This is a genomic window from Candidatus Protofrankia californiensis (assembly GCF_900634765.1).
GTDB classification, from domain to species: domain Bacteria; phylum Actinomycetota; class Actinomycetes; order Frankiales; family Frankiaceae; genus Protofrankia; species Protofrankia californiensis.
The window spans coordinates 71,009-74,300 of sequence record NZ_CAAAFT010000489.1 but is presented as its reverse complement, the minus strand read 5'-3'; the positions used below and the strand labels follow the sequence as shown (position 1 = coordinate 74,300).

Sequence of the window (3,292 nt, the reverse complement as noted above, 5' to 3'; positions counted from 1 at the left end):
GAGCTTGACCAGGACCTGGGCGGCCACGCCCTCGCCCTCGCGGATCAGCCCGAGCAGGATGTGCTCGGTCCCGATGTAGTTGTGGCCGAGCTGCAGGGCCTCCCGCAGGGACAGCTCCAGCACCTTCTTGGCGCGCGGAGTGAACGGGATGTGTCCGCTCGGGGCCTGTTGCCCCTGCCCGATGATCTCCTCGACCTGTGACCGAACACCCTCGAGGGAGATGCCCAAGGACTCCAACGCCTTGGCGGCGACACCCTCGCCCTCGTGGATCAGCCCGAGCAGGATGTGCTCGGTCCCGATGTAGTTGTGGTTGAGCATCCTGGCTTCTTCCTGAGCCAGGACGACGACCCGACGTGCCCGGTCGGTGAATCTCTCGAACATGTGCGCTCCTTCGAGCGGTGCGACCGACCACACGGCAGCCGGTATCCGCATGCTAGCTCCGCCGAGGCATGTCCTCACGCATCGAACGGAAACCTACCCGCCGGCCCCGCCCTCTTCGTCGTGGACGGCGGACCGACCGGGGTAGCCGGTCCACCAGCGAAGACGCCTGAAACAACGGTGGCCGACCAGGGCCGATTCCGTCCCGCTGTTCCGCCGAGAGCAGAACGAAATCTCGCGGTCACCGGAGGAGGCGTCCACCCGCCAGGGGTGAGCGGGCAACCTCCTCGTCAACGGCGGGCGGCCGCTGGGGGCGGCCCGTGTCACGGCTCCGGCCGCCTACCGTGTGGTCGCGAAAAGTAATGACTATCGCGCTCCGGCGCCCAGTCGCTGTGCAGGGAATGAAATACTACTCAGAGTAATCGTAAAATCAGTAAACGATTCGTTCTGGACGGGGGGGTCATACAGTTACCGCCGTCTCTCGACGGAAAGACGAGAACATGCTGGTTGGCCCAGGTCTCTCGGCCGCCATGGGGCCAAAGGCGATCATATTTTTCGCGCTGTCGGAGTCCCCGGTCCCTCGGCTGCCATGTTGTTATCCGATCACCGTTATCCGATCGCCAGTCCGCCGTCGCCTTGCGTGTCTATCCACGCGCGCAGACGCAGTTCACGTTCCGAATCAGGCGTGAACGGGCACGTTGTGCAGTATTGAGAGGTCATCCGGTGGGCGAGGCAGCACGAACCCCGACGCATCGCCGTCTGCCGGCGGCCACGATGAGTGAACTCGAACCACGCGGGGCGGGCCCGCATCGGTGGACTGGCGAGGGCGAAGAAGGCGTCCGCCTCTGCCCGTCCGATGTCCGGATCCCGGGTCACCCGTTCGGTCAGCAGGAACGTCCGGCCGCACTGCGCGGCCACCATGCCCCACAATGCGGACAGGCCCAGGCGTGCCTGCGCTCGCAGGGTCACGACAAGTGGCTCGAGATGCCCCACCAGAGCAGTCACCAGCCGCTGCCGCAGGGCGTCCCGATCGGCAACCACGTCGATCATCCGGTCGGTCATCCGGTCGCTCACCGGGTCGTGCCGGCGATCGTCCGTCGCCGGCACGACCGTCACAAGGAGTGCCGGATCGTCCGTGAGCATGGTCACACGCTCGGAATGAAAAGCCGTGGCGTCGAACCATCCGCCGGGCGCGACGTGCAGGGACATGTCGTGTGCGCACACGTCCGGTACCCGGCTGTGCACCATGTACGCCGCGATGGCGAGTCCTGCCACGCCACTGACATAGGCGCTCAGGAAGTGGGTGGCCGAGACCTCCCGGCTGTACCCGTACGCGTCGGACATCGCCTGCAGCTCCCGGTCGAGCCTGCCGTCGGCGAGCAGGTCGGCGCAGTGCAGCCAGCCGGTGGCGGCGCGGCCGGGATGGCCGACATGCCCTGACTGCCCGTCGAGCACTGCCGCGACGGCTTCGAGCGTTCCTGCCAGCAGCGGACGGGCCTGCGCCGGTACGGCCCGCGATGGGTGGTTCCCCACCATCTGCGCCGGGTGGTCTCCAGCCAGCGGAATGTGCTGGTAGCAGGTCCTCACCGGAACTGTCCGGCGGGCGTCGGCACGGCGATGGTGCCGCGTCGGTGCGGCGGATCCGGGATACCGGACCCTACAATGATCATAGGTTGGACGGGCGGAACCGATTCCGACGACGGGTGGACGGGGGGCGGGTGGACGGTGGTTGTCGCGGGTTGCCGACTCGACGGCACCGGGCGGGCCCGGACGTGGTCGCCGGTGCGGCGGCGGTTCGCGGTGTCGACGGGGTCGCCGCTGTTTACGTGGTTGCGGGTGTGGTCGTGGATCGCGTCGGGGACGGGGAACGCCGTGGGTTTCGCCGGTCCGTCGTTGGAATGGCGCATGCGTTTAGGTAAACCTAAGTTCATGTGTCGCGTCAACTCGCCGACCGTGACAGTGGGATGTGTCGCGCCGGAACCGTTGTGTCGCGGTCATGGGCATCCCGGGTACGCGAAGCGTCCCGGCGCTGGTCACCGTGCCGGCACCGTCTGGGCGCCGCGGTGACCGCCCCGCCCGGGGACGGCCGTTCGCCCACCGCTTCAGCCGGCGCGGGACCGGCCGGCGCGGGGCCGGTCGACGCCGGGCTGGCCGGTGGTGCCGGCGGAATCGACCGGCTGCGGTCACTGGTGGCCATCGCCCTGGACGGGCTTGCGGCCGGGACCTCGGCCCGTGGCGGTCCCCTGCCACCTGGTGGTCCGGCAGGCGTGAGCCGGTGGGTCCATGACGTGCTGGAGGGCCAAAGGCGACACGATCATGTTTCTTTCGCGGCCGGGGTTCCTGCCGGATCCGGGGTTCCTCCCCGGTCGCCGGAGTCGATCCGGGAGGTCCGGGAGGCCCAAGTCCCCGGGGCGCTCGGGGGACGTTCCGGGCGCCCGCCCGACCAGGAGCTGTCCGACCAGGCAGCCGGCCCCCCCGGGGTGCCTTCCGCCGAGAACTCTCGGGAGCTTCCCGCCCAGGGGCCCTGGGCGCTTCCCGCCGAGGGCGTCGGGACGCACGCCGCCTTGTCCGGGCTCACCCGCATGCTTGCGCAGGGGGCGGCCGACCCGGCCGATCCGGCCTGCGCCGCCCATCTGCACTGCCCGCCGCTTGCCGTGGCCGTTGCCGCCGACCTCGTGGTCTCCGCGCTGAACCCGTCCCTGGACTCGTGGGACCAGGCGCCCGCGGCTACGGCCATGGAGACCGAGGTCGTCGCCGCGCTCGCCGGGCTGGTCGGGTTCGATCCCGTTGCGGCCGGTGGAGCGATCACCACCGGTGGTACGGCATCCAACCTCACCGCGCTGATGCTGGCCCGCGACAACCTCTCCGTACTGACCACCGCCGCGCCGGCCGCGGGCCTGCCGGGTCGTCCCGC

Annotated in this window: 3 protein-coding genes; 1 reads left to right on the top strand and 2 read right to left on the bottom strand. The window is 69.6% G+C overall.

Annotated elements, in window-relative coordinates; genetic code table 11:
* Together DD1DGNOD_RS30340 and DD1DGNOD_RS25550 are read right to left on the bottom strand one after the other, a co-directional pair.
* Window positions 1-381 (bottom strand): Clp protease N-terminal domain-containing protein (locus tag DD1DGNOD_RS30340; protein WP_283234755.1); only part of this gene is annotated, 381 nt, incomplete at its 3' end.
* Between the two features lie 606 nt (window positions 382-987).
* Complete coding sequence (locus DD1DGNOD_RS25550; RefSeq protein WP_241251863.1) at window positions 988-1,965, bottom strand: IucA/IucC family C-terminal-domain containing protein; 978 nt, start codon at window positions 1,963-1,965, stop codon at window positions 988-990.
* A gap of 398 nt (window positions 1,966-2,363) precedes the next feature.
* Here DD1DGNOD_RS25550 and DD1DGNOD_RS30335 point away from each other — a divergent pair.
* The coding region (locus DD1DGNOD_RS30335; protein WP_241255986.1) for a pyridoxal-dependent decarboxylase at window positions 2,364-3,292 on the top strand (929 nt) is incomplete at its 3' end.